22 protein-coding genes and 1 pseudogene are annotated in these 24,072 nt (G+C 69.2%); 5 read left to right on the top strand and 18 right to left on the bottom strand.

The genetic code is table 11. From position 1 onward, the window contains the following. Positions 1-397: M14 family metallopeptidase (locus QWY76_RS18350; RefSeq protein WP_290312948.1), on the bottom strand; the 397-nt coding region annotated here is incomplete at its 3' end. A gap of 443 nt (positions 398-840) precedes the next feature. On the opposite strand from QWY76_RS18350, the gene QWY76_RS18345 reads away from it, so the two are divergent. Continuing rightward, positions 841-2,442: an alkaline phosphatase gene (locus QWY76_RS18345; protein WP_290312947.1), complete on the top strand. Its 1,602-nt coding sequence runs from the start codon at positions 841-843 to the stop codon at positions 2,440-2,442. Between the two features lie 146 nt (positions 2,443-2,588). On the opposite strand, the gene QWY76_RS18340 is transcribed toward QWY76_RS18345, so the two are convergent. Next, a complete protein-coding gene (locus QWY76_RS18340) occupies positions 2,589-3,140 on the bottom strand; it encodes a lipocalin family protein (RefSeq protein WP_290312946.1) in 552 nt (183 codons plus the stop codon). A gap of 90 nt (positions 3,141-3,230) precedes the next feature. Here QWY76_RS18340 and QWY76_RS18335 point away from each other — a divergent pair, with 90 nt between their 5' ends. Next, entirely contained in the window at positions 3,231-4,073 is an 843-nt protein-coding gene (locus tag QWY76_RS18335; RefSeq protein WP_290312945.1) for a class I SAM-dependent methyltransferase, read from the top strand. A 99-nt stretch (positions 4,074-4,172) separates the two neighbouring features. On the opposite strand, the gene QWY76_RS18330 is transcribed toward QWY76_RS18335, so the two are convergent. After that, complete coding sequence (locus QWY76_RS18330) at positions 4,173-5,252, bottom strand: tartrate dehydrogenase (RefSeq protein WP_290312943.1); 1,080 nt, start codon at positions 5,250-5,252, stop codon at positions 4,173-4,175. Positions 5,253-5,358: 106 nt separating this feature from the next. Here QWY76_RS18330 and QWY76_RS18325 point away from each other — a divergent pair, with 106 nt between their 5' ends. Together QWY76_RS18325 and QWY76_RS18320 are read left to right on the top strand one after the other, a co-directional pair. Further along, a complete protein-coding gene (locus tag QWY76_RS18325; RefSeq protein WP_290312942.1) occupies positions 5,359-6,303 on the top strand; it encodes a LysR family transcriptional regulator in 945 nt (314 codons plus the stop codon). Next, positions 6,300-7,625 carry a glycosyltransferase gene (locus QWY76_RS18320; protein WP_290312941.1) on the top strand — a complete coding sequence of 442 codons (1,326 nt, stop codon included), beginning with the start codon at positions 6,300-6,302 and terminating at the stop codon, positions 7,623-7,625. The genes QWY76_RS18325 and QWY76_RS18320 overlap by 4 nt, the downstream gene beginning before the upstream one ends. Before the next feature lie 9 nt (positions 7,626-7,634). Here the strand turns inward: QWY76_RS18320 and QWY76_RS18315 are convergent, their stop codons facing one another. The 10 genes and pseudogenes from QWY76_RS18315 to betC all read right to left on the bottom strand — a co-directional run bounded on the left by QWY76_RS18315 (position 7,635) and on the right by betC (position 18,387). Next, a complete protein-coding gene (locus QWY76_RS18315; RefSeq protein ID WP_290312939.1) occupies positions 7,635-8,312 on the bottom strand; it encodes a TVP38/TMEM64 family protein in 678 nt (225 codons plus the stop codon). Between the two features lie 137 nt (positions 8,313-8,449). Then, positions 8,450-8,598 (bottom strand): annotated as a pseudogene (locus QWY76_RS18310) (TauD/TfdA family dioxygenase); the annotation flags it as partial. A 279-nt stretch (positions 8,599-8,877) separates the two neighbouring features. Continuing rightward, on the bottom strand, positions 8,878-10,605 hold the full coding sequence (locus tag QWY76_RS18305) for an ArnT family glycosyltransferase (RefSeq protein ID WP_290312938.1): 1,728 nt from the start codon (positions 10,603-10,605) through the stop codon (positions 8,878-8,880). Positions 10,606-10,634: 29 nt separating this feature from the next. After that, entirely contained in the window at positions 10,635-10,916 is a 282-nt protein-coding gene (locus QWY76_RS18300) for a lipid-A-disaccharide synthase N-terminal domain-containing protein (RefSeq protein ID WP_290312937.1), read from the bottom strand. Beyond that, positions 10,913-11,677, bottom strand: a complete 765-nt coding sequence (locus QWY76_RS18295; protein WP_290312936.1) for a glycosyltransferase family 2 protein — start codon at positions 11,675-11,677, stop codon at positions 10,913-10,915. The genes QWY76_RS18300 and QWY76_RS18295 overlap by 4 nt, the downstream gene beginning before the upstream one ends. A gap of 61 nt (positions 11,678-11,738) precedes the next feature. Continuing rightward, entirely contained in the window at positions 11,739-12,548 is an 810-nt protein-coding gene (locus QWY76_RS18290; RefSeq protein WP_290312935.1) for a M90 family metallopeptidase, read from the bottom strand. Positions 12,549-12,552: 4 nt separating this feature from the next. Continuing rightward, positions 12,553-14,130: a bifunctional GNAT family N-acetyltransferase/carbon-nitrogen hydrolase family protein gene (locus tag QWY76_RS18285; RefSeq protein ID WP_290312934.1), complete on the bottom strand. Its 1,578-nt coding sequence runs from the start codon at positions 14,128-14,130 to the stop codon at positions 12,553-12,555. Between the two features lie 140 nt (positions 14,131-14,270). Then, complete coding sequence (locus QWY76_RS18280; RefSeq protein ID WP_290312933.1) at positions 14,271-14,537, bottom strand: DksA/TraR family C4-type zinc finger protein; 267 nt, start codon at positions 14,535-14,537, stop codon at positions 14,271-14,273. A gap of 195 nt (positions 14,538-14,732) precedes the next feature. Next, complete coding sequence (locus QWY76_RS18275) at positions 14,733-16,373, bottom strand: BCCT family transporter (protein ID WP_290312931.1); 1,641 nt, start codon at positions 16,371-16,373, stop codon at positions 14,733-14,735. Positions 16,374-16,857: 484 nt separating this feature from the next. Continuing rightward, positions 16,858-18,387: a choline-sulfatase gene (betC, locus tag QWY76_RS18270; protein ID WP_290312929.1), complete on the bottom strand. Its 1,530-nt coding sequence runs from the start codon at positions 18,385-18,387 to the stop codon at positions 16,858-16,860. Between the two features lie 124 nt (positions 18,388-18,511). Here betC and QWY76_RS18265 point away from each other — a divergent pair, with 124 nt between their 5' ends. After that, positions 18,512-19,396 carry a choline sulfate utilization transcriptional regulator gene (locus QWY76_RS18265; protein ID WP_290312928.1) on the top strand — a complete coding sequence of 295 codons (885 nt, stop codon included), beginning with the start codon at positions 18,512-18,514 and terminating at the stop codon, positions 19,394-19,396. Between the two features lie 71 nt (positions 19,397-19,467). On the opposite strand, the gene QWY76_RS18260 is transcribed toward QWY76_RS18265, so the two are convergent. From QWY76_RS18260 to glcD, 5 genes are all read right to left on the bottom strand, one after another. After that, positions 19,468-19,869 carry a heme-binding protein gene (locus QWY76_RS18260; protein ID WP_290312927.1) on the bottom strand — a complete coding sequence of 134 codons (402 nt, stop codon included), beginning with the start codon at positions 19,867-19,869 and terminating at the stop codon, positions 19,468-19,470. Between the two features lie 66 nt (positions 19,870-19,935). Then, positions 19,936-20,097 carry a hypothetical protein gene (locus tag QWY76_RS18255; RefSeq protein WP_290312926.1) on the bottom strand — a complete coding sequence of 54 codons (162 nt, stop codon included), beginning with the start codon at positions 20,095-20,097 and terminating at the stop codon, positions 19,936-19,938. Positions 20,098-20,196: 99 nt separating this feature from the next. Next, on the bottom strand, positions 20,197-21,426 hold the full coding sequence (gene glcF, locus QWY76_RS18250) for a glycolate oxidase subunit GlcF (protein WP_290312924.1): 1,230 nt from the start codon (positions 21,424-21,426) through the stop codon (positions 20,197-20,199). Position 21,427: 1 nt separating this feature from the next. Beyond that, the gene (gene glcE, locus QWY76_RS18245) at positions 21,428-22,519 is read right to left on the bottom strand and encodes a glycolate oxidase subunit GlcE (protein ID WP_290312922.1); all 1,092 of its coding nucleotides are present in this window, start codon (positions 22,517-22,519) and stop codon (positions 21,428-21,430) included. 22 nt (positions 22,520-22,541) lie between these two features. Continuing rightward, a complete protein-coding gene (gene glcD, locus QWY76_RS18240; RefSeq protein ID WP_290312921.1) occupies positions 22,542-24,041 on the bottom strand; it encodes a glycolate oxidase subunit GlcD in 1,500 nt (499 codons plus the stop codon). Between the last annotated feature and the right edge of the window lie 31 nt (positions 24,042-24,072).

Raw genomic sequence — 24,072 nt, 5'->3', positions numbered from 1 at the left:
AGGCGTCCACCGCGCCCATCAGGGTGCGGGCGCGATCGGGCTCGTCACCGGCCGCGTCGAGACCGCGCCGGAACAGCCGGTTGAGGTTGGTCGCCACGAAGCGCTTGCCGGCCCGGATGGCCGCCGGGTTGCCGAGGATCACCAGTACCGGCGTGGCCAGGGTCAGCTGGCCGGCCTCCAGGCGGGCCAGCAGCTCGCCCAGCAGCTCGATGGGGGCGGTCTCGTTGCCGTGGATCCCCACCGAGAGCACCAAGGCCGGGGTGTGCGCGGCCGGTGCCGAGGGGATCAGTTCCAGCAGGCCGGGAGCGGGGATCCGGTAGCGTCCCCCGGGCAGGTCGCCTTCCACCCCGGCCTCTGGCTCGGCGGCGAGGCTGCGGTCCAGCCACTCAGCCAGCATGTCGACCTCGCGGAATCGGCGGATGGGCGGCGGTCGGGTAGGCCTGTGGCACCGTGATGCGCGGCATGGGGCAGAATCCTTGTTATATCGTTGTGAAGACAGAATCTGGCCTTACCTTCCGGCGCCGGGCCGGCCGTCGCAAGGGCGCCTGTCGATTTGATGAAAGAGCCCGGTGCCTGAGTGAAAAGCCTGACCATGATGCCCGGCCGCAAGGGGCCGGGCAGCGCGGGGCGGCGATGGCTCCCGCTGCGCAATCACGCCGCGTCTGACAGGGTGGGCGTACCGTCATGGTATCGTCATGAACGGCTGAGATGCTCTCGCGCCGGTGCGCTGCCAGGGTGATGGGACATCGCTGGAGCTGCCGGGTGATGGAGACCAGGACGGTTCGGGACGGCATGTGCGTCGTCCTCACCCCAAGGGCAGGTAGTTCAAGAGGATTCCAGATGAATTGTCGCATGATGCAGAAACCGGCGACCGGGCCCCTGCTCGGTTGCATGATGCTCGCTTCGTTCACGGCGCCGGTCCAGGCGGCTGACATCAAGAACGTGATACTGATGATCGGAGACGGCATGGGGCCCCAGCAGGTGGGGTTCCTGGAGACCTATGCCCATCAGGCCCCGAACTCGATCTACGGCGGTGAACCCACGGCCCTGCATCGTCTCGCCCGGGAAGGCGTGGTGGGCACTTCCCTGACCTATCCCGAAGACGCGGTCGTGGTGGATTCGGCCTGTTCCGCCACGCAGCTGGCGAACGGTGTCTTCACCGGCTCGGAAGTGATCGGGATCGATGCCGATGGCAATCCGGTGGAAACCGTACTGGAACTGGCCAAGAGCCGTGGCATGGCCACCGGGCTGGTCTCGGATACCCGCATGACCCACGCAACGCCGGCCGCCTTCGCCGCCCATCAGCCGCATCGCTCGCTGGAGAATGCGATTGCCGAGGACATGCTGTCCATCGGCCCCGAGGTGATGCTCTCCGGCGGTTTGCGCCATTGGGTGCCGCAGTCGGTGAATGAGCCAGGCGAGGCGCGGGATACCTTGAGGGCCATGATGGATGGTGCCTATGAGCCTGCTTCCCAGCGAGATGACGAGCGCAACCTGCTGGATGAGGCGGCCAGCCAGGGCTATGGCCTTGCCTTCTCCCGCCAGCAGCTCGAGGCGCACCAGGGCGACAAGCTGCTGGGTCTCTTTGCCAACTCCGGCATGGCCGATGGTATCGTCTACCGCGATACGCGCGACGAGGCGCAGCGCACCGAGCCGACCCTGCACGAGATGACCCAGGCCGCACTGCGTACCCTCGAGCAGGACGAGGATGGATTCTTCCTCATGGTCGAGGGGGGGCAGATCGACTGGGCTGGGCATTCCAACGATGCCGGCACCATGCTCAACGAGATGGTCAAGTTCGAGGAAGCCATTCAGGGCGTCTATGACTGGGCCGCCGAGCGTGACGACACCGTCATCCTCGTCACCGCCGATCACGAGACGGGCTCCTTCGGCCTGAGCTACTCCTCGGCCAATCTGCCGGAGCCGCAGGAAAAGTCTGGCCCGGCCTTCGCCGAGCGAGACTACGCGCCCAACTTCAATTTCGGCGACCCCGCCGTCCTCGATTCCCTGTATCAGCAGAAGGACAGCCTGGGGAACCTCCTGAGTCGCTTCGAGGCGCTGCCCGATGACGAGAGGACACCGGCGACCCTGATGGAGATGGTGAACGCCAACAGCGACTTCGCGATCACCGAGGAGCAGGCTGCTGCCGTCATGACCGACAAGCCCAACCCCTATCACGTCGAGGGACACAGCTACCTGGGGGCCGAGGAAGTGCCGGCGATCCACGACTTCGACGCCTTCTATCCCTATAACGACCGTGCCACCGTACTGGCCCGGCAGCTGGGAACGGCACAGAACATCGTCTGGGGAACCGGCACGCACACCCATACCCCGGTGAACGTGTTCGCCTGGGGGCCTGCCGAGGCTATCCTGCCGGTGTCATCCATCCTTCACCACTCCGAGGTCGGCGAGTACCTCAAGTCATTGGTCTCTCGCGACTAGCTTGAGCCCGATAGCCGCGGAGAGGGGCCGCCGTGTCCCGCCACCCCGGCGAACGTTGAGACCGGCCCGCCACCCCGACTGGGGCGGCGGGCCCGGTCATTCAGGGCATTCACACGCCAGGCGTCTTGCTGGCCGTGCCTGCGGGCTCAGCCGTCGCGGCGCCAGGGGCCGCAGGCGGCCTCGCCCTGCTCGACCTCGATCAGGACGTCGACCGGAAAGTCCAGGGCCGCAGCCCGACGTGTCAGGTCCCGGTAGGTCGAGGGCGGCAGCTCGGGGGTGCGGGAGAGGATCCACAGGTAGTCCCGGTCGGGACCGGCGACCAGGGCCCAGGCATAGTCCTCGTCCAGTGCCAGGACGTTGTAGCCGGCATAGAAGGGGCCGAAGAAGCTGACCTTGAGTCGGCCGACATCCGCCTGCTCGACGGGGAAGGCGCGGCCCTCGGCGACATCCGCCTCGCCGGCGGCCAGGTCCACGCCGCGGTTGATCACCCGCACGCCCCCGCCGTCGCGGCGTGAATAGTCGGCGGTGACGCAGTCCAGACCCTCCTCGAAGGCATGATCCAGGCGGGCGATCTCATACCAGCGGCCCAGGTAACGCTCCAGGTCGAAGTCCTCGACGGCCCGGGTGCCGTCGGGGATCCCCGTACAGGCGCCCAGGCCCAGGGCGAGCAGGGGCAGGACGAACAGGGGGCGTGGCATCTCGGACTCCTTGTCGGGGACGACCATGGCAGGATAGGGGGCGCGATGCGCAGCCGCTAGTCTGGGAGCTCGAACCGCCAGGAGGCCGCCATGATCGACACCGCCCGACAGCTCGACGCCCACTATGATGCCCTCGCGAGAGAGGGAGGAGACCGCCTGCTGACCCGCCTGCAGGCGGCCTTCCGCGCCGCCGGCCATGATCCCGACCGTCTGTCCCTCGACACGATCGCCGGCATCGACCAGCTGCACCTGGGCGGTCGCCAGGCCAGTCGCGCCCTGGCACGCCACGGCGCCTTCGTGCCCGGGCAGCGGGTGTTGGACGTGGGCTGCGGCACCGGTGGGGCCAGCCGGTTGCTGGCGGCGGAGCATGGGGTGACGGTTGTTGGCGTGGACATCACCGCGGCCTTCGTCGCGGTGGCCGACTGGCTGAGCCGGGCCACCGGCCTGGCGGCGCACACCCGCTTCCTGTGTGCCGATGCCGCCCGCGTACCCCTGCCGGTGGCGAGCGTGGACGTCGTCTGGTGCCAGCATGCGCTGATCAACATGCCCGACCTGCCGGCGGTGCTCGGCGAATGGCGGCGGCTGCTGGGCCCCGGCGGCCGCGTGCTGCTCCATGAGGTGGTGGCCGGCGACAATCCGGCCCCCCTCGCGCTGCCGGTGCCCTGGGCGCGCCGCGCGGCGACCAGCCACCTGGCCTGCCGGGCGTCCCTGACGGGTACCCTCGCCGAGGCGGGCTTCCGCGCCGTCCATCTCGAGGACGTCACCGAGAGCGCCCTGGCCTGGCGGCGCAAGCATGGCCGCCGCGCGGCGCCGCCCTTGCCGGGGCCTTCCCTGATCTTCGGCGACGACTTCGCCGCCATGGGCCGCAACCTGCACGACAACCTGGCGGACGACCGGGTGCGGATCCTCGCCGGCGTCTGGGAGCGGGACTGACCGTACGGAGCGTCGAAAGACGTCGCCAGCGCCGGCGGGCGGACCTTCGATACCGCCGAGGCGTCGCCGGCTGAGCCGGACGCGACGCGGGGCGGCGTCTCAGTCCCCGGCGGCGATGCGCCCGGTGATGGCGCGGCCCAGCCCCGCGGTGGTGCCCCGGCCTCCGAGGTCCGGGGTCAGCACCGCGGGGTCGCCCTCGCCGAGCACCGCCTCGATGGCCGCGAGGATGGCCGCCCCGGCCTCGGCGTGACCGAGGTGCTCGAGCATCATGGCGCCGGACCAGATCTGGCCGATGGGGTTGGCGATGCCGCGTCCGGCGATGTCCGGGGCGCTGCCGTGGACCGGCTCGAACAGGCTCGGGAAGCGTCCCTCGGGGTTGATGTTGGCCGAGGGGGCCACGCCGATGGTGCCGGTGCAGGCGGGCCCCAGGTCGGAGAGGATATCGCCGAACAGGTTGCTAGCCACCACCACATCGAACCAGTCGGGGTGCAGCACGAAGTTGGCGGTGAGGATATCGATGTGGAACTTGTCCACCTCGACCGCCGGGTAACGCTCGGCCATGGCGGCCACGCGGGTGTCCCACCAGGGCATGGTGATGGCGATGCCATTGGACTTGGTGGCCGAGGTGAGCTTCTTTCGCGGGCGGGTGGCGGCCAGGTCGAAGGCGTACTTCAGCACGCGGTCGACGCCGGTGCGGGTCATCACCGTCTCCTGGATCACCACCTCGCGCTCGGTGCCCTCGAACATGGTGCCGCCGACGCTGGAATACTCGCCCTCGGTGTTCTCGCGCACCACGTAGAAGTCGATGTCGCCGGGGGCACGGCCGGCCAGCGGACTCTGGATGCCCGGCAGCAGGCGGCAGGGGCGCAGGTTGACGTACTGGTCGAATTCGCGGCGGAACTTGAGCAGCGAGCCCCACAGCGAGATGTGATCCGGCACCTTGTCCGGCCAGCCGATGGCGCCATAGAAGATGGCATCGAAGGCGACCAGGGTCTCGTGCCAGTCGTCGGGCAGCATCTGGCCGTGTTCCAGATAGTAGTCACAGCTGGCGAAATCGAAGGCGGTCAGCTCCAGGTCGATGCCGAACCGGCCGGCGGCGGCCTCGAGGGCGCGCACGCCCTCGGGCATGACTTCGGTGCCGATGCCGTCACCGGCGAGCACGGCGATGCGGTGGGTCATGGGAGCTCCTCCAGGAACTGGGTCGGGGTGTCCAGTCTAACCCTGCACATCCCGGAGACAATCGGGGTAAAATGCAATCCATTGTTGATCTTGAGTGGAGAGTGCCGTGCCCCCCCTCGACGACCTGGCCTTCTTCCAGCGGCTGGCCCGGGCCGGCAGCCTGACCGCCACCGCCCGGGAGCTGGGCCTGTCGCTGTCGGCGGTCAGCAAGCGGCTCAAGCAGCTCGAGGCGCGCCTCGGGGTCGCCCTGGCGACCCGCACCACCCGCCGCCTGACGCTGACCGCCGAGGGCGAGCTCTACCTGGCCCGGGGCGGGGCGATCCTCGAGGAGCTCGTCGAACTGGAGGAGACCCTGGCCGACCAGCGGGCCGAGCTCTCCGGCCCGCTGCGCATCAATGCCACCTTCGGCTTCGGGCGGCGCCACGTGGCGCCGCTGCTGTCGGCCTTCTGCCGGCGGCACCCGCGCCTCGAGGCCGCCCTGGAGCTGAGCAATTTCCCGGTGAGCCTCGCCGACCAGGGCTTCGATATCGGCATCCGCGTCGGCGAGCCACCGGACTCGCGATTGGTGGCGCGGCGCATCCTGGCCAACCGCCGGATCCTCTGCGCCTCCCCGGGCTATGTGGCGACCATGCCGGCCCTGGAGTCGCCCGCCGACCTGGCGGCGCATCCCTGCCTGGTGCTGCGCGAGAATGCCAGCGACTATGCCCTGTGGCGCTTCGAGCGTCGCGACGGCCCGCGGGAGGAACAGGCGGTGAAGGTGTCCGGCCCGCTGGCCAGCAACGATGGCGAGGTCATCCGCCGGCTGACACGGGATGGCCATGGCGTGGCGCTGCGATCCTGGTGGGACGTGCACCAGGACCTGGCCGCCGGACAGCTGGTGGAAGTGCTGCCGGGCTGGCGGGGTGTGCGTGCCGACTTCCATGCCGTGTATGATCAGCGCCGCCACGTCCCGCTGCGGATCCGTGCCTTCATCGCCTATCTTGAGCAGGAGATGGCCGGTCGCGTGCCCCCCGTCACCCGGCCGACCACGACAGGAGAGTCGTCAACGTGAATGTGCTGATGTTCACCAACACCTATCTGCCGATCGTCGGTGGGGTCAGCGAATCCGTCCAGCGTCTCAAGCGCCAGCTCCAGGCGGCGGGGCACCGCGTGCTGGTGGTGGCCCCGCGGCTCGCCGGCCAGCCCGCCGACGAGGCCGACGTGGTGCGGGTGGCGGCGGTCCAGCACTTCAATGGCAGCGACTTCTCCCTGCCGGTGCCGATCCCGGGCCAGCTCTTCGACGCCATCGAGGCCTTCGAGCCTGACCTGGTGCATGCCCACCATCCCTTCCTGCTGGGGGACACCGCCGCCCGGGCGGCCGAGACCTATGGCCTGCCGCTGGTCTTCACCCATCACACCCTCTACGAGCACTACACCCACTACGTGCCCGGCGACTCGCCGCGCATGCAGCGTTTCGCCATCGCCCTGGCCACCCAGTACACCTGGCTGTGCGACGAGGTCATCGCGCCCAGCGAGAGCATCCGCGCGCTACTCATCGCGCGAGACGCCAATCCGGCGATCCGCGTGGTGCCGAGCGGCGTGGACACCACCCGCTTCGCCCTGGGCAACGGCGAGGATTGCCGGCGCCGCCTGGGGATTCCCGCCGGGGCCTACGTGATCGGCCATCTGGGGCGGCTGGCCAGGGAGAAGAACCTGATCTTCCTGGCCGAGGCCGTGACCCGCGCCCTGGTTGCGCTGCCCCGGGCGCACTTCCTGGTGGTCGGCGACGGCGATGCCGCCATGCGCATGCAGGCGATCGCCGAGGCCGCGGGCGTGGCCGGGCGTCTGCACTTCACCGGGCGCCTCGAGGGCCAGGGGTTGATCGACGCCTACCATGCCATGGATGTCTTCGCCTTCGCTTCCCACAGCGAGACCCAGGGCATGGTGGTGGCCGAGGCCATGGCCGCCGGCCTGCCGGTGGTGGCGGTCCGCGCCCCGGGGGTCGTCGAGGTGGTCAAGGACGGCGACAACGGCCGGCTGCTGGCCGGGGACGACGCCCCGGGCATGGCCTCGGCACTGCTCGAGCTCGCCGAGCCGGCGTGTCGCCGGCCCCTGCGCGAGGGGGCGCTGATCACCGCGGCGGCCTTCGACGAGCGGCTCTGCGCCGAGCGCTGCCTGGCGGTCTATCGCGACGTCATCGCCCGGGGCGGGCCCTTCACCCACGCCGACGATGGCGGCTGGGACCGGGTGCGCGGGCGGCTCGGCGCCGAATGGCAGATGCTGCGCTACCGGGGTCGGCTGCTGCGCCACCTGGTCCAGGAGGAGTGGGAGCAGGAGCGCCCGTCCTGGTGGCCGGGCGGGCACCACGACGAGCCGGAGCTGCCGCCCGAGTGAGTCCCCGCCTCAGCGTCGCCGGCGCCGCTCGGCCCAGCGCTTGAGCGCGTAGAGCAGGGCCACCCCGGCGAGCAGGCCGACCAGCGAGAAGAGCACCTCCTGGCGACTGTCCGCGGTGGCCAGTTCGCCGAGCTGGCTGCCCAGCAGCGTGACCCCGGCGAGTCCCGGGATGATGCCCAGCGTCGAGCCGATCATGTAGTCGCGAAAGCGCAGGTGGAAGGCCCCGGCCATCATGTTGGTGAGGGTGAAGGGCGCCAGCGGCAGCAGGTTGACCAGCGTCATGGTGCGGATGCCGCGACCGGACAGGTAGCGGGACAGCCCCTTGAGATGCTTGCCGCCGTGGCGCAGCAGGGCGTCGCGGCCCAGCTTGCGGCCCACCCACCAGGTCAGCACCGAGGCCGCCAGGGTCCCGGCCAGGGAGTAGCCGAAGCCCCACCAGGGGCCGAACAGCAGGCCGGTCAGCGCCACCAGCAGGCTCAGGGGAAACATCACCAGCGAGCCACCGGCATACACCGCCATCACCACCAGCACCGCCCAGGGCGTATCGCGCCAGGCCACCGAGCCCCGGGCCATGGCCATCAGGCTGTCGACGGTGAGCAGGTCCTGCATGGCGAGCCATTGCCACAGCAGGCCCAGGCCGAGGAGGACGAGCAGGGCGGTAAAGAGGATTCCGAGGGAACGGGGCATGGGACGAGGGACTTCCTGGTGGACGTCGCCACAGCATACGGCAGCGCGCCCGGCGGCCAAAGCGGTCGCCGGGAAACGCGGTTAAGAGGCCGGCCCGGACGCGCGAGGCCGAGGCTCGGCGGCGGGTGTCGGCCCCGGCGGGCCAGCACCCGCAGGCGTGACTCGAGCATGTCGAGGTCCAGGTAGGTCTCCTGCAGGGACGTCGGCCGCTGTTGGGGTCGAAGGCGCGGCGCCCGTGCAGCACGCGGCGATTCTCGAAGGCGACCATCTGTCCCGGCGCCAGCGAAGCCCGCTGTACGGCGCTGACCTGCGACAGCCAGGCGATGGCCCTCGCCCTGGCCTCCCACGGCGGTGGCGTGGCGCTGACGCACCACCCGGCTGCTGGCGGCGCGCCCGGACCTGGTCGCGCCCCTCGACCGGGCGATGCCCACCGACGAGGCGTTCTGGCTGGTACGTCCAGTCCGCCGGGCGCCGCGGCCCGAGGCGCAGTGGCTGTGGGACTGGCTGAGGCTGCAGGTGCCGGGCGCCGTCGACCGGCGATGACTCGCCATGGCCGGGAGTCGCGCTAGTCGCGGCGCGTCGTGGAGCGGGCGGCGAGGGTGGTCGGCGCCACATAGAGGGGGGCCGCGGCGGCATCCCCCGCGCAGGCGTCGAAGGCCCGGCCGGGGATCAGCCACCAGGTCTCGCCGTTCTGCACGCCGAGATCCCGGGCCAGGTCCAGGTCGGCGCAGGCGATGGCGTCATCGCGGTGCTGGGGGACCAGCATCCAGCGCTCGGCGGGCGCCGCCTGCAGCCAGGCGAAGGCGCGCTGGAACTGGGCCTCGTCCGGGGTGTGGTAGCCGAACTGCACCATGGGCTGGCGGGCCTGGAGCAGGAACTCCTCGTCGAAGTCGGGCATGGCCAGCCAGGCCGACGGGCCGGTCCGGGACGCCACCGCCTGCATCAGGTCACGGGGCGAGCGAGCCGGGTCCATGAGCTGGTAGCCCCAGGTCGACCAGCTCAGCCAGAACACCGCGAGCCAGGCCGCCAGGGCCGCCAGGCCATGGCGCGGCCGGCCCCAGGCCAGCAACCCCAGGGCCACCAGCCCGAGCAGGCTCCACCAGGCCCAGGGCGTGACCCCATGGTACTCGGCGAGCCGGGCCAGGGCAGGAAGGCCCAGGGCACCGAGGATCCCGGCGGCCAGGAACACGCCGCCGAACAGCGCCAGCACGGCGGCGCCCAGCCAGTGAAGCCGCGGGCGGCACAGCAGCCCCGGCAGCAGCGGCGCCATGGCCAGCACCAGCAGCGGCAGCGTCGGCAGCAGGTAGACGCCACGCTTGCCCGGCGACAGCGAGAAGAAGACGACCACCAGCAGCATGCCGCTGAGGGGCAGCAGGATGCGCGCATCGAGGCGACGGGCGCGTCGCCACCAGGCGGGCACCAGCCAGGGCAGCGCCAGCACCAGGGGCAGCCAGGCCCAGGGCATCACCTCGAGCGGGTAGTAGTACCAGGGCTTCACATGGTGCCAGGCATCGGCATAGCGCTCGCCGGTCTGCTTGAAGAGGATGTTGTCCCGATAGGCCGCCAGCGACGGGTCATCGGAGAGGCTGGTGACCACGGCCATGGGCACCACCCAGAGGGCGACGACCGCGAGGATCATGGCGAGCCCGAGCCCCAGGTCGCGCCAGGCCAGCGGCTCCGCCTGGCCGCGCCGGGCGAGCAGGGCCCAGGCGGGCAGCATCAGCAACGGCAGGAAGCCCACGCCCTTGGTGAGGATGCCCAGGCCCATGCCGAGGCAGCCCAGCCACCACCAGCGGCGGTCGGGCCCCAGCAGGGCGTGGCGCAGCAGGCCGTAGGCGCCGAGGGTGATGAAGAAGGTGACCAGCATGTCGATCTGGGCGGTGCGCGCCTGGAGGCCGAACTGGACGCTCGAGAGCAGGGCGAGGCCCGCCAGCCAGGCCACCCGGCGCCCGTGGAGGCGGTTCGACAGGTCCATCACCAGGGCCAGGGTGCCCAGGGCGCCGACCAGCGACGGCAGCAGGAAGCCCAGGCGCACCGAGCCGGTCAGCTGGATGGCGCCCGCCATGGCCCACATGAAGATCGGCGGCTTGTCGGGGTAGGGCTCCCCGGCCCGGTGGGGGATCCAGAACTGCCCGGTCCGGAGCATCTCCAGGGCGTTCAGGGCGAAGCGCGGCTCGTCGGCGGGCCAGGGGTCGCGCAGGCCGAGCCCCACGCCCAGGAAGACGGCGGCGATCGCCAGCAGCCAGGGCCAGGAGGGGGACGCAAGCCGGCGAACGTAGCGGGGGCGATACATGGCGAGGACGCGGTGAGGGTGGCCGGCGATCACTGGCGAGTCCGGCTCAGCCGGACCTCGCGGCGGATCAGCACCAGGTTGCGAGTGTAGATGAACAGTCCCGCCCCCTGGCCGGCGATGAACACCGGGTCGCGTCGGTAGAGGGCGTAGGCCAGCAGCGTGATGCCGCCGGCCAGGCTGAACAACCAGAAGGCGAGGGGCACGATGCTGCGCCGGGCCCGCTCGCTGGCTAGCCACTGCACCAGGAATCGGGCGGAGAACAGCGCCTGGCCGAGGAAGCCGACGCCCAGCCATAGCCACTCGGTGTTCATGTCTCGCTCCTTGCGGCCTCGGCCGGCCCGGCGAGCGTCTCCCGGTGAGGTGCCTCCAGGGGCGCCGGCAGCCTGGAGCGGTGCCGCAGCCACATCACCCCGACCATGTCGATCAGGCCGGCCCAGAGCCGGTTGTTGAGGCCGTAATGCGAGCGGCCGGCGCCCCGCGGGCGGTGGTTGACGGGCAGCGAGACGCAGCGGCCGCCCTGGGCCTGGATCAGCGCCGGAAGGAAGCGGTGCATGTGATCGAAGTAGGGCAGGCGCAGGAAGGCCTCGCGACGGATGACCTTTAGCCCGCAGCCGGTATCCGGGGTGGCATCCTTGAGCAGCCGCGCTCGCACGCCGTTGGCGACCCACGACGAGACGCGCTTGAGCCAGTCGTCATGGCGGCGGGTGCGATGGCCGGCGACCAGGGTGACATCGCCCTGACAGGCCCGGCCGATCAGGGCCGGCAGGTCCGCCGGGTCGTTCTGGCCATCGCCGTCGAGGGTGGCCAGCCACTCGCCGCGTGCCGCGTGACCGGCCTGCCACACCGCGGTGCTCTGGCCGGCACTCTCGATATGGCGCAGGGGGCGCAGTCGGGCATCCTCGGCGGCCCGTGCCTCGAGCAGTGCCCAACTGCCATCCCGGGAGCCATCGTCCACCACCAGCACCTCGTGATCGAGAGCGGCCAGGGCGTCGGCGATCTCGTCGAGCAGGCTCGGCAGGTTGCCCGACTCGTCCCGGGCGGGAATGATCACGGATATCTGGGGAGCTGTCACTGCGGGTTCTCTACGCTTGCGGACCGGGTCCGAATATCACCCGATCATTCTTATCACAGGCTTAAGAAGGGGGAAATGCGTCGTGTCGCCAGGGCGGGGCCTGGCGGAAATAACGCGTCAGCAGCGCGTAGAGTGCCGGATAGGCAGCGTGCAGGACATCGGGGGCGGTGAAGAAGTATTCGCAGGCCACCGCGAAGCATTCTCCCGGGTGACTGGCGGCATAGTCGTCGATGGGGGTGGCCTCGCCGCGGGCCAGCCGGGCCTGGAGGTCGTCCCAGACCGCGGTGAACTCCCGGTGCCAGTCCTGGGGCGCGATGTCGCCGGGCAGCGGCGGAAAGCCGTCGGCGTCCAGGGAGTTGGCCATGTCCAGCTTGTGGGCCAGCTCATGGATCAGCACATTGAAGCCATCCAGGCCGCCACTGGCCATCAGGTCGGGATAGGCCACCACCACCGGGCCCTGATGGGAGGTCTCGCCGACCCGCTGGTCGTCGTACTCGTGCATCACCCCGAACGCGTCGAGCTCCTCCACGCGACGCTGGAAGGCATCGGGCAGGATCAGGATCTCGTGGACATTGGCGAAGGCATCGCGATGTTCCCCCTCGCTCCAGCCCAGCGTCAGCAGGCAGGCCTGGGCGGCGATGGCCAACCGGTCCGCGACATCGAGGCTCAGCGCGTCGGCCAGCGCGGGATGCCGGCTCAGGCGCTTGGCGTGGGCGAAGCGCCAGGCCCGATGGCCGAGGCGGGAGGCCGCCGGTTCCGGCACGGCCGCGAGCAGCGGCAGCCGCGCCCGGGCCTCCCGCCAGTCGGCCTCGGGAAACGGATGACGACTCTCGAACCAGGCGTTGCGCCAGCGTGTCAGCCTGCCGAACACGCCCTCAGTTCTCCTCCAGGCCGGTGCGGCCCCCGGACTTCCAGGACCAGTCCCGCAGACGCAGGTCGAAGAGATCCTGACGGCGGTCCTTGAGGTTGGTCACCGAGCCCTCGTTGCGCACCACCGTCAGCCGGGTCAGGTCGAGGTCCGAGAACATGATCATCTCGGTGTTGGGCGTGGTCTCGGCCAGCACGGCATCGTGGGGGAAGGCGAAGTCCGAGGGCGAGAACACCGAGGACTGGGCGTACTGGATCTCCATGTTCTCGATGGAGGGGACGTTGCCGACACTGCCGCACAGCACCACGTAGCATTCGTTCTCGATGGCTCGCGCCTGGGCGCAGTGACGCACCCGCAGGTAGCCGTTCTTGGTGTCGGTCCAGAAGGGCACGAAGAGGATGTCCATGTCCTGGTCGGCGAGCAGCCGCGAGAGTTCGGGAAACTCCACGTCGTAGCAGATCAGGATGCCCACCCGGCCCGCATCGGTCTCGAACACCTGCAGCTCGTCGCCGCCCTCGATCACCCAGTCGCGCCGTTCCTGGGGGGTGATGTGCAGCTTGGTCTGGCACTCCAGGGTGCCGTCCCGGTGGCACAGGTAGGCGACGTTGTAGAGACGGCCGTCGGCCTGTTCCTCGATCATCGAGCCGGCCACGATGTTGATGTTGTAGGCCACCGCCATGCGCGACAGCTCGGTCTTGAAGCTCTCGGTGAACCCCGCCAGGAAGCGGATGGCGGCGATCTGGTCCTGCTGGGCGGCGCGGTCCTGCAGGCCCATCAGGGGGGCGTTGAACAGCTCCGGGAAGACGGCGAAGTCGCTCTGGTAGTCGGCCAGGGCGTCGACGAAGTACTCCACCTGCTGCAGTACCGCCTCCACCGAGGCGAACTCGCGCATCTGCCACTGGACGCTGCCGACCCGCACCTGGGTGGGGCGGGTCTCGAGCACCCGCTCGGCCGGCTCGAAGAGGATGTTGTTCCACTCCAGCAGGGTCGCATAGCCCTGGGACTTCTCGTCCTCGGGCAGGTACTTGCGCAGCAGGCGCTTGACCTGGAAGTCGTTGGCCAGCTGGAAGGAGAGGATGGGGTCGTGGATCTCCTTGCGGGCCACCTTGTCGATGTACTCGGTGGGCGAGAGCTCCTCGGCATGCTGGTGGTACTGGGGGATGCGCCCGCCGGCGAGGATCGCCCGCAGGTTCATCGAGCGGCACAGCTCCTTGCGCGCCTCGTAGAGGCGGCGGCCCAGGCGGTAGCCGCGATAGTCCGGGTGGATCAGCACGTCCAGGCCGTACATGGCGTCGCCCTCGGGATCGTTGAGGATGATCTCGCGCTGGCCGATCAGGTCGTCGTACTGGTGGGGGTTGGAGAAGTCGTCGTAGTCGACCCGCACGGTCAGGGCCACCCCGACCAGCGTGCCGTCGTCCTCGATGGCGATCTGACCGTCCGGGAATTCCTGGATCAGCTTCTCGATGGTGTGTTCCGGCCAGGCGCCGCCGATGTCGTGGTAGACGGCATCCATCAGCGCCTTGAGCTCGGGGTAGTCGTCCGGCGTCAGGTTGCGCAGGTTCAGGTGAAGCTCATCGAGGGACATGGCGCATGGGTTCCTGATCGAGAATGTCCCGCCGAGTCTATCATGCGCCTGGCGACGCGACCGCGCAGGGTCCATGCCGGTTGTGGGCCTGGCGCCCTCGCGGCCGCGGAGGTCGCCGGGCCCTCGTGGCGATGGCGGCATCAGCGCAGCTGGCTGTCCTTGCTGCCTCGCCGGTTGTGCCCGGCGGCCGGGCCTCGCCGCTTGTCCAGCGCGGCCTGGCAGTCGAGGCAGAGTCGCACCCCGGGGACGGCCTGTCGGCGCGCCTCGGGGATCGGTTCCCCGCATTCGTCGCAGTGGCGGGCACTCTCGCCGCGGGGCAGGGCACGCCTCGCCCGTTCGAGCTCGTCGCGCACGCTGTCGTCGATCTGCTGCTGGACATCGCCGTCTCTCGACCAGCCACCGGCCATGATGGTCTCCTCTCGCTCGCCTGACGCCTCGACTCAGCATGCCAAATCGCCGGGAGCGGCGCCATGGGCGTCGAGGCCGCGTCAGCGGGGTGAGCCGGGCGCCGAGTCGGTATCGCCCATGACGAGCCAGGCCCCGCCGTGGTTGCGACGGGGCCTGGCTCGATCCTCGCGGGGGAGCGATGTCCCCCGCCTTCTTCAGGTCGGTGTGCGGCGCAGCTCGCCGTTCAGCGCCTTGATGATGGTATAGCACATCACCAGCATCACGATGGAGAACGGGATCGCCGTCGCCGTCACCCCGGCCTGGAGTGCCGAGAGGCCGCCGCCGATCAGCAGCACGATGGCGATCAGGCCTTCCACCGTCGCCCAGAACATGCGCTGGGGCCGGGGCGCGTCGATCTTGCCGCCGGCGGTGATGGTATCGATCACCAGCGAGCCGGAATCGGACGAGGTGACGAAGAAGATCAACGCCAGGATGATGCCGAGGGTCGACATCAGGCCCGTCAGCGGCAGTTCATTGAGCATGCCGAACAGCGACAGTTCGGGGCTGTAATTGTCGATCACGTAGTCCTTGACCAGGCTGCCGGCGGGGTCGGCATAGAGCTGATCGAGCGCGATGCCGCCGAACACGCCCATCCAGATGAAGATGAACAGGCTGGGCACCAACAGCACACAGATCACGAACTCCCGAACCGTGCGGCCCCGCGACACCCGGGCGATGAACATGCCGACGAACGGCGCCCAGCTGACCCACCAGGCCCAGTAGAAGACCGACCAGGCCTGACGGTAGGAATCATCGTCACGACCGAAGGGGGCCGACAAGGGGATGAAGTCCGTCACGTAGGTCGAAAGCCCCGACCAGAACCCGTTCAGGCCCACCAGGGTCGGGCCGGCGAACAGCACGAAGAAGAAGAACAACACGGCGAGGACCATGTTGATCTCGGAGAGCTTCTTCACGCCCCCCTCCAGGCCGCGCCAGACCGACACCAGGGCCACCGCGGTCACCAGCAGGATCACGATGACCTGGGTGGTGGTGTTGACGTCCAGGCCGAAGACGAAATTCATCCCCGCATTGGCCTGCTGGGCGCCGAGGCCGAGTGCCGTGGCCAGGCCGAACAGGGTCGAGAACACCGCCAGGATGTCGATCAGATGGCCCGGCCAGCCCCAGACGCGATCGCCGAGGATCGGGAAGAACGCCGAACGGATGGAGAAGGGCAGGCCCTTGTTGTAGGTGAAGAGGGCCAGCGCCAGCGCCATGACCACGTAGACGGCCCAGCCATGCAGCCCCCAATGGAGGAAGGTGCCGGCGATGCCCATGGCGGTGGCTTCGCCAATCGCCTCCGGGTTCAGTTCACCATCGGCCCCGAACGGCGAGGCAATGCCTAGGGGGAGGGAGACGTTGGCATGATAGACCGGCTCCAGCACGCTGAAGAACAGCAGGCCGATGCCGATCCCGGCGGTGAACAGCAAGGCGAACCAGGACAGGTAACTGTGCTCCGGACGGGCATCGGGCCCGCCCAGCCGGACCTTGCCGTAGGGCAGGACGACGAGCGCCAGGCAGAACACGATGAAGAAGTCCACCAGGATCATGAAGTACCAGTCAAGCGTCCCGGTAGAGAAGGCGACGATGGACTGGAAGATGCTCCCCGCCCGCTCCGGGAACAGCAGGGTGAGGACGATGAAGACGACCGAGGCGAGCGCCGAGACGACGAAGACCCGGTTGTGGATATCGAAGCCGATGGGGCCCAGCCGGCCTTCGATATTGTCCTGGCCGACGACGTAATCCGTCTGCATGTCGCTGGTCACGGGGGGAGAGGCCGATTTGCTTGGACTACTCATGGGATGCTGCTCCTTATTGTTAGGTTCAGAACAGTGAGGATGTTGCCTCATGCATCAACAACTCTGGATGTTGTGCTCCGGTCCAGTCCGGCATGGAAGAAGGCCATGTAGCGGTCGGTGAAGGTCCTGGCATCGATCAGGACCGAGTGGGGACAGACGAGGTGCTTCGCTCGATGCGTCCCACCGGGGTGTGGGGGGCGTCGTGTCATGGGAGTCGCCTCCTGCATTGTTATCTCGTTGTCATCGGGGTCAGCGTGGCGCCTGCTCGCCCGGGTCAGACGGGCCGCGACCTCGGGCTCGGGCCGGGCGAGCAGGCCATCGGCCACCTCCTGCGGGACCACCAGTACGGTAGCGGACAGGCCAGTCACGGCATCGCGGCGGATCGTCCCGGGGGGCCGATAACGCCGCCAGCTCGTGAAGGGCAGCCAGCGTCGCTGGCTGCCCTGGCCCGTCTGCGATTCGCGACCGAGCGATGGCATCGGCATTACCGATCGTCGGCCACTTTCGGGAAGCGGGAACGCGCCTCGAGGTCATCCAGGTCGATGGTGTTGCGCATGTACTGGACGCTGGCATCGAAATGCGGCTGGTGGTCCCAGGGCGTGACCTTGCCCTTCATGTTGGCGCGGGCGACCAGCTTGCGGCGACGCTGGCTGTCGAGCACCTGCTGGTGCAGCTGTTCGATGTCCCAGCGACTTGCCACCTCGTTGCGGAACTGCTTGCACAGGTCCTGGTGCTCCGGGGCCTCGGCCAGGTTGGTCAGCTCCAGCGGGTCGGCTTCGAGGTCGAACAGCTGGTCGGGGTCCGGGGTGGAGTGGACGAACTTGTAGCGTCCGCGGCGGATCATCAGCAGCGGCGCGATGGCGCCTTCGCCGCAGTATTCGCCGATCACCTCGTCATGGCCGCCCGCGCCGGTCAGGTGCGGATTCAGGCTGCGCCCGTCGACGGGCACCGCGTACTGCGGGGCCTGGCCGTCGTTGCCCCATTCGGCGAAGGTCGGCAGCAGGTCCATGGTGGAGACGGACTGCTTGACCCGGCCGGCGGCGAAGCGCCCCGGGGCATGGACGATCATCGGCACCCGGGCGGAGCCCTCGAACCAGCTCATCTTGTACCACAGGCCCCGCTCGCCGAGCATATCGCCGTGGTCACCGGAGAAGACGATGATGGTGTCCTCTTCCAGGCCGCTGTCCTTCAGGGCCTGGAGCACCTTGCCGAGCTGGTCGTCGACGTAGCTGATGGCCCCGTAGTAGGCCCGGCGCGCATTGCGGATCTGCTCGTCGGTGATGGTGTCCTCGTCGCACTGGTAGACCTGACGCAGGCGCCTGGAGTGCGGGTCCATCAGCTCCCGGGAGTAGGGCACCCTGGGCATGTCGATCTCGTCGTGATCGTAGCGGTCCCAGTACTCCTGCGGGATGGTGTAGGGGTCGTGGGGGTGGGTCAGCGAGACCGTCAGGCAGAAGGGACGATCCCGGTCGCTGCGCGCGTAGTCGTAGAGGAAGCGCTGAGCGCGGAAGGTCACCTCGTCGTCGAAGTCGAGCTGGTTGGAACGCACGCAAGGCCCGGCCTGGGTGACCGACGACATGTTGTGGTAGTAGCTCGGGAGTTCCTCGAAGTTCTCCCAATCGACGAACCAGCCGAAGTCGGCCGGGTAGATGTCGGAGGTCAGGCGTTCCTCGAAGCCGTGCAGCTGGTCCGGGCCGCAGAAGTGCATCTTGCCGGTCAGCGCCGTGAGGTAACCGGCATCGCGCAGGTAGTGGGCATAGGTCGGCGTATCGGCGGAGAGCTCGGCGGCGTTGTCGAAGCCGCCGATCCGCGAGGGCAGCTGGCCGGCCATCAGGGTGAAACGCGACGGAGCGCACAGCGGGCTGTTGCAATAGGCCGAGTCGAACACCACGCCCTCTTCCGCCAGCCGCGACAGGTTGGGGGTCTTGACGACCTTGTGGCCGTAGAAGGGCAGTGACGGAGCGGCCATCTGATCCGCCATGAGGAACAGGATATTCGGCTGTTTACTGGACATCGGCGAGAGCCTCCCGAGGGGTGCAGGGGAATGATTGGCGTCGGGAGACAGTCTCTATGCTAATCTGACATCCTGTAAACTCGCTGTTTTTTTATGTCTGGGATTAGATGAACTAATGACACTGATGAGCAGACGAGTGTCGCCCAACGGCCTGCGGGTCTTCGAGTCGGCCGCCCGTCACCTGAGTTTCACCGCCGCCGCCAAGGAGTTGCGTTCCACCCAGTCGGCCGTCAGCCAGCAGGTGCGGGCCCTCGAGGAGCAGCTCGGCCTGCGGCTGTTCGATCGTGTCTATCGCGGCGTGCGGTTGACCGAGCCGGGGCAGGCGCTGTTCGGCGCCGTCCAGGAGGGCTTCGCGACCATCGAGAACACGATCGACCGCCTGCAGCGGCGCCACCGCAATCCCCGGTTGAACATCCTCACCGACTTCTCCCTGGCCTCGTACTGGCTGTTGCCTCGGTTGCCGGATTTCCGCCACCGCCACCCGCACATCGACGTGCGGATCATGACCAACCAGGGGGTCTTCGACTGGCAGGGGCAGGAGGTCGATATCGCCATCGTGTTCAGCGACCAGCGGGGGCTGGAGAGGGGGACACGGCTGCTCGACGAGGAGGTGTTTCCGGTCTGCAGTGCCGGCTTCCTGGACCAGCATGGCCCGATCGGTGACCTGGCCGGGCTCGGTGAGGTGCCGCTGTTGACGCTGACCGCCGACCAGGGGCAACGCTGGCTGGACTGGCCCGGCTACTTCGAGCACCTGGGGGGGCAGGCCCACCTGGCCCCGTCGGAGCTGATCTTCAACAACTACCCGTTGCTGGTGCAGGCGGCGATTGCCGGGCAGGGGGTGGCACTGGGCTGGCGGGGGTTGGTCGATGACCTGCTCGAGCGCGGCATGCTGGTGGGGCTGGAGGCGCTCAGCCTGAAATCTGACAACGGCTATGGGGTGATCGATGTGCACCCGGAGGACCGCAGTCCCGCCAAGCAGGCCTTCCTGGACTGGGTGCTGTCCCATTGAGGCGAGCGGCCGGGATGAACCAACGAAAACCCCGGCGGCGCCGGGGTTCGGGGACATGCCGGGGCCAGGGATTAGGCCAGGACCGCCACGGCGGCCTTCGCCACCTGCACGTCCTGGTCCGGCTTGACGCCGGAGATGCCGATGCTGCCGGCCACCTGGCCATCGACGATCACCGGGACGCCACCGGCCAGCAGGGCCTGCAGCGGCGCGGTGACGAAGGCGGTGCGGCCGTTGTTGATCATCTCCTCGAAGACCTGGGTCTCCTTGCGGCCGAGGGAGGCATTGCGTGCCTTCTCGCCTGCGATGCCGGCGCTGATGGGCGCGGCGCCATCGAGACGGCGCAGGCCGAGCAGGTGACCGCCGTCGTCGGCCACGGCGATGGTCACCGCCCAGCCGTTGGCCTCGGCTTCCTTCTGGGCGGCATCGAGCAGGGTGTTGACGTCGTCCAGGGTCAGGACGGTTTTGGTCTGCATATGCTATCTCCTTGTTTCATATAGGCTTCGGGCTTCGGGCTTCGGGCTTCGGGCTTCGGGCTTCGGCTATGGGCTGCTCGTGGCTCGCAACTCGTGGCTCGTGGCTGGTGTTAATGCCTCGTCGACGATCTCGATCCAGTGCCTGACCGGCGTGCGGTTGGCGCCGGCCAGCTGGGTCTGGCAGCTGAAGGCATGAGCGCGGTGACGATCCTTCTCGAGGTTCGTCATGCCAGGGCCTCGTCGACGATCTCGATCCAGTGCCTGACCGGCGTGCGGTTGGCGCCGGCCAGCTGGGTCTGGCTGCTGTAGGCATGAGCGCCGTGACGATCATGTCAGCGCCTCGTCGACGATTTCTATCCAATGGCGAACGGGGGTTCTTCCCGCGCCGGCCAGATGGGTCTGGCAGCCGATGTTGGCGGTGACGATCACCTCCGGATGGCCCGCCTCCAGGGCATCGAGCTTGTTGTCGCGCAACTGGGTGGCGAGTTCCGGCTGGGTCACCGAGTAGGTGCCCGCCGAGCCGCAGCAGAGGTGGGCGTCCTGCACCGGGGTCAGCGAGAAGCCGAGGCGGGCCAGCAGGGCGTCGACGCTGCCGCCGAGCTTCTGGGCGTGCTGCAGGGTGCAGGGGCAATGGAAGGCCAGGCGCTTGTGCTCGCGCAGCGTCAGCCGCTCCAGGTCCTCCTCGCGCAGGATCTCCACCAGGTCCTTGGCCAGGGCGCTGATGCGGTCGGCCTTCTCGGCGTAGTCGGGGTCGTCGGCCAGCACCTCGGCGTATTCCTTGACCATCGCCCCGCAGCCACTGGCGGTCTGCACGATGGCCTCGCAGCCGGCCTCGACATGCGGCCACCAGGCGTCGATGTTGGCGCGCATGCGCGCCCGACCGGCGTCCTGGGCGTTGAGGTGGTAGTCGATGGCGCCGCAGCAACCGGCCTCCGGGGCCGGGGTCAGGCCGATGCCGAGTCGGTCGAGGACCCTGGCGGTGGCGGCATTGGTGTTGGGCGACAGGCCCGGCTGCACACAGCCCTCGAGGATCAGCATCTGGCGCGCATGGCGGCTGCCCTCGGGACGCTGACCGGCATCCACCGGGGTCGGCGGCATCTTGCTGCGCAGGGTGGCCGGAACCAGCGGGCGGAACACCTGGCCCATCCTGAGCAGCGCCTTGAAGCGCGCCGGGTCCACCAGCGCCTTGCGCAGCCCGAGACGCAGCGCGCGGTCGGGGGCCGAGCGCGGTACCCGCCGCTCGATCTCGGCGCGTCCGATATCGAGCAGCTTGTGGTATTCCACCCCGGACGGGCAGGTGGTCTCGCAGTTGCGGCAGGTCAGGCAGCGATCCAGGTGCAGCCGGGTTTCCTCGGTGACGTTGTCGTCGGCGGGATTCTCCAGCATCTGCTTCATCAGGTAGATGCGCCCGCGCGGGCCATCACGCTCGTCGCCCAACAGCTGGTAGGTGGGGCAGGTGGCGTTACAGAAGCCGCAATGCACGCAGGTGCGCAACACGCGGTCGGCCTCGCGGATATGCGGCCGTTGGAGGTCTTCCTCGGTGAAGTGCGTTTGCATCTCAGAGCTCCGCGTAGAGTCGGCCCGGATTGAAGATGCCCTTCGGGTCCAGCTCGGCCTTGAGGCGGCGATGGTACTTCGCCACCACGGGGGCCAGCGGGGTGAAGGGGTCGGCGGCGCCCGGGGTCAGGCAGGTGGCATGCCCGCCGGCGCCGGCGCAGGCCTCGCGCAGGGGCTCGGCGGGCAGGTCGCTGCGCAGCCAGCGTTGGCAGCCGGCCCAGTCGTACAGCAGGTCATCCTCGGTGACCCCGTCCAGGGCCAGCGGCGGGGTGTCGTTGGGCAGCGAGAGCCGCCACAGCGGGCGAGCGTCCTCGCGGGAGAAGAACGCCAGGCGCTGCTCGCGCAGCGCCTCCCAGAAGTCGGCCTCGAGATCCTCGCCGCCGAGACGTTCGCGAGTGGCGGCCACCGAGCCGGGACCGCCCTCCAGGCGCAGCTGCAGGGCGCCGGCCTGCCAGGCGGCGGCGGTCAGCGGCATCGGCTGGCGTCCCCAGTCGGCCAGCCGACGGCGGGCCTGGTCCAGGGGCATCTCGAGGCGCAGGCTGTGACTGGCCGACGGCCGGGGTAGCACCTTGAGGGTGACCTCGGTGAGCAGGCCCAGGCTGCCCTGGGCCCCGACCATCAACCGCGACAGGTCGTAGCCGGCGACGTTCTTCATCACCTCGCCGCCGAAGCGCTGCTCGTCGCCGGCCTGGGTGATCATCCGGGCGCCCAGCACGAAGTCGCGCACGGCGCCGGCCCAGGGGCGTCGCGGACCGGACAGGCCGGTGGCGACCATGCCGCCGACGGTGGCGGCGTCGCCGAAGTGGGGCGGCTCGAAGGGCAGCATCTGGCCCTGCTCGGCCAGCGCCGCCTCGAGTTCCGCCAGCGGGGTGCCGGCCCGCACCGAGACGATCAGTTCCACCGGGTCATAGCGGGTGATGCCGCGGTGCTCGCGGGTGGAGAGCGCCTCGCCCTCCACCGGGCGGCCATAGAAGGCCTTGGTGTTGCCGCCGACGATGCGCAGCGGTGTGCCGTCCGCAGCGGCCTGCCGGACGCGCTCTCCGAGGACCTCGCTGAGATCCCGGTCCTGGGTCGGGTTCGTGGTGTTGGCCATGATCATTCCTCAGAAACGGGGCTCAGAAACGGGGCAGCTCGGGGTGCGGCAGCTCGCCCCCGTGCACATGCATGGCGCCGAACTCGGCGCAGCGCGCCAGGGTCGGGATGTTCTTGCCCGGATTGAGCAGGCGCTCGGGGTCGAAGGCCGCCTTCACCGCATGGAAGGTGGTCAGCTCATCGGGACTGAACTGGGCGCACATCTGGTTGATCTTCTCGCGGCCCACGCCGTGCTCGCCGGTGATCGAGCCCCCGGCCGCGACACACAGCTCGAGGATCCTGCCGCCGAGCTCCTCGGCCTGCTCCAGCTCGCCGGGGCGGTTGGCATCGAACAGGATCAGCGGGTGCATGTTGCCGTCACCGGCATGGAAGACGTTGGCGACCCGCAGGCCGAACTGCTCGGAGAGCTCGCTGATGCCCTGCAGCACGCGGGGCAGTTCGCGGCGCGGGATGGTGCCGTCCATGCAGTAGTAGTCCGGCGACATGCGGCCCACCGCGGGGAAGGCGTTCTTGCGCCCGGCCCAGAACAGGGCGCGCTCGGCCTCGTCGTGGGCCTGCTGGATGTCGGTGGCCCCGGCCGCCTCGAGGACCTCGCGCACCCTGGCGCAGTCGTCGTCGACATCGGCCTCCACGCCATCCAGCTCGCACAGCAGGATGGCCTGGGCCTCCACCGGGTAGCCGGCATGGATGAAGTCCTCGGCGGCGCGGATCGCCAGGTTGTCCATCATCTCCAGGCCGCCGGGGATGACGCCGGCGGCGATGATGTCGCCGACGGCGCGGCCGGCCTTGCCCACGTCGTCGAAGCTGGCCATCAGCACCTTGGCGGTCTCCGGCTTGGGCAGCAGCTTGACGGTGATCTCGGTGACCACCCCGAGCATGCCCTCCGAGCCGTTGATCAGGGCCAGCAGGTCGAAGCCGGGGGCATCCAGGGCCTCGCTGCCCAGGATCAGGCGTTCGCCCTCGATGGTGAGGATCTCGACCTTCATCACGTTGTGGACGGTCAGGCCGTACTTGAGGCAGTGCACGCCGCCGGCGTTCTCCGCCACATTGCCGCCGATCGAGCAGGCGATCTGCGAGGAGGGGTCCGGCGCATAGTAGAGCCCGTGCGGGGCGGCGGCCTCGGAGATGGCCAGGTTGCGCACCCCCGGCTGGACCCGGGCGGTGCGGGCGTCGGGGTCCACGTCGAGGATGCGGTTGAAGCGTGACATCACCAGCAGCACGCCCTGTTCCAGGGGCAGGGCGCCGCCGGACAGGCCCGTGCCGGCGCCGCGGGTGACCACCGGCACGCCCAGCTCCCGGCAGCCCTTGAGCAGGGCCTCCACCTGGTCGAGGGTCTCCGGCAGGGCCACCAGCATGGGCAGCACGCGATAGGCGGCCAGGCCGTCGCACTCGAAGGGATGCAGGTCTTCCTCGCGATGGAGCAGGGTCAGGCCGGGCACGCTCTGCTGGAGGCTGGCGAGCACCTCCGCCTTGTCCCGGTGGGGCAGCTCTCCATCGAGTCGCGCGTCGAAGTGGATATTCATGGCGGCTCCGAGAAACGGGAATGAATCCAGT

The sequence above is a fragment of the Halomonas maura genome, assembly GCF_030409305.1.
In the GTDB taxonomy this organism is placed as follows: Bacteria; Pseudomonadota; Gammaproteobacteria; order Pseudomonadales; family Halomonadaceae; genus Halomonas; species Halomonas maura.
The sequence above is the reverse complement of the archived record's forward strand: the minus strand, read 5'-3'. Positions and strand labels throughout refer to the sequence as shown.

Coding starts and splice junctions, on each gene's coding strand:
- glcD (WP_290312921.1), bottom strand. CDS start 24,041: ATGAATATCCACTTCGACGCGCGACTCGATGGAGAGCTGCCCCACCGG.
- QWY76_RS18275 (WP_290312931.1), bottom strand. CDS start 16,373: ATGAGTAGTCCAAGCAAATCGGCCTCTCCCCCCGTGACCAGCGACATG.
- glcE (WP_290312922.1), bottom strand. CDS start 22,519: ATGGCCAACACCACGAACCCGACCCAGGACCGGGATCTCAGCGAGGTC.
- glcF (WP_290312924.1), bottom strand. CDS start 21,426: ATGCAAACGCACTTCACCGAGGAAGACCTCCAACGGCCGCATATCCGC.
- betC (WP_290312929.1), bottom strand. CDS start 18,387: ATGTCCAGTAAACAGCCGAATATCCTGTTCCTCATGGCGGATCAGATG.
- QWY76_RS18255 (WP_290312926.1), bottom strand. CDS start 20,097: ATGACGAACCTCGAGAAGGATCGTCACCGCGCTCATGCCTTCAGCTGC.
- QWY76_RS18340 (WP_290312946.1), bottom strand. CDS start 3,140: ATGCCACGCCCCCTGTTCGTCCTGCCCCTGCTCGCCCTGGGCCTGGGC.
- QWY76_RS18315 (WP_290312939.1), bottom strand. CDS start 8,312: ATGCCCCGTTCCCTCGGAATCCTCTTTACCGCCCTGCTCGTCCTCCTC.
- QWY76_RS18280 (WP_290312933.1), bottom strand. CDS start 14,537: ATGGCCGGTGGCTGGTCGAGAGACGGCGATGTCCAGCAGCAGATCGAC.
- QWY76_RS18330 (WP_290312943.1), bottom strand. CDS start 5,252: ATGACCCACCGCATCGCCGTGCTCGCCGGTGACGGCATCGGCACCGAA.
- QWY76_RS18260 (WP_290312927.1), bottom strand. CDS start 19,869: ATGCAGACCAAAACCGTCCTGACCCTGGACGACGTCAACACCCTGCTC.
- QWY76_RS18265 (WP_290312928.1), top strand. CDS start 18,512: ATGAGCAGACGAGTGTCGCCCAACGGCCTGCGGGTCTTCGAGTCGGCC.
- QWY76_RS18335 (WP_290312945.1), top strand. CDS start 3,231: ATGATCGACACCGCCCGACAGCTCGACGCCCACTATGATGCCCTCGCG.
- QWY76_RS18285 (WP_290312934.1), bottom strand. CDS start 14,130: ATGTCCCTCGATGAGCTTCACCTGAACCTGCGCAACCTGACGCCGGAC.
- QWY76_RS18345 (WP_290312947.1), top strand. CDS start 841: ATGAATTGTCGCATGATGCAGAAACCGGCGACCGGGCCCCTGCTCGGT.
- QWY76_RS18305 (WP_290312938.1), bottom strand. CDS start 10,605: ATGTATCGCCCCCGCTACGTTCGCCGGCTTGCGTCCCCCTCCTGGCCC.
- QWY76_RS18300 (WP_290312937.1), bottom strand. CDS start 10,916: ATGAACACCGAGTGGCTATGGCTGGGCGTCGGCTTCCTCGGCCAGGCG.